1 protein-coding gene is annotated in these 867 nt (G+C 72.1%); it reads right to left on the reverse strand.

Annotation, left to right across the window (positions count from 1 at the left end; all coding sequences use genetic code 11):
* Positions 1-867, reverse strand: an 867-nt coding sequence (locus tag G3O06_RS48540; RefSeq protein WP_205820493.1) for a long-chain fatty acid--CoA ligase, incomplete at both ends; no start/stop codon positions are given.

The raw sequence follows: 867 nt of genomic DNA on the forward strand, positions 1-867 counted from the left end.
AGCGGATGATCATGTCCTTGAGCCGCCCGACGATGAACAGCGCGCCGTCGTCGTGCAGCTCGCCCAGGTCGCCCGACGCGTACCAGCCGCCGTCGCGCATCACGTCGGCCGTGGCGGCCGGGTCGCGGAAATAGCCGGGCATCAGGCCCGTGCCGCGCAGCCAGATTTCGCCGCGCTCGCCGGCCGGCAGCGTGCGGCCGCTGGCCGGATCGACGATGCGCAGTTCGGCGCCCGGAAACGCGTAGCCCGCGCTGGTGTCCTGGCGCGTTTCGCCCAGGCGCGTCGCGTGCAGCGAGCCCGCGTATTCCGACAGCCCGTAGCCGTGATGCAGGGTCTGGCCGAACATTGCCTCGACCTTCTGCTTGAGCGCGCTGTCGAGCGGCCCGGCGCCGGCGTACAGGTAGCGCAGGTGCGGAGCGTCGGGGTGCGCGATGTGGTGTTCCTCGGCGTGCTGAAGCAGGCGGGCAAACAGCATCGGCGGGCCTTGCACCTGGCTCACGCGCCGGTGCGCGAGCGCGTCGAACAGCTCCGCCGGCTCGAATCGCGAACGCATCTCCAGCGCGGCGCCCGCATGCAGCGACGCGAGCAGCACCGTGCCCAGCCCGAAGATGTGTGTCATCGGCGCATACGCGTAGACCTTGTCGTCGGGCCCCAGCGCGCGCGATTGCGCGGAGACCTGTGCGAAATGCAGCACGCCGCGGTGCGTCATCATCACGCCCTTGGGCGCGCCCGTCGTGCCGGACGTGAAGATGATCGCCGCGACGTCGCTCGCCAGCGGTTCGGGTTCGACCTGCGCGGCGGCGCGCGCGGCGCTGCGCGCGAGGCCGCCCACGCAGGACGGGCAGGCATCGTGCCGCGCGGCATGCG

This window comes from Burkholderia sp. Ac-20345 (genome assembly GCF_017104825.1).
GTDB classification, from domain to species: Bacteria; Pseudomonadota; Gammaproteobacteria; order Burkholderiales; family Burkholderiaceae; genus Burkholderia; species Burkholderia lata_B.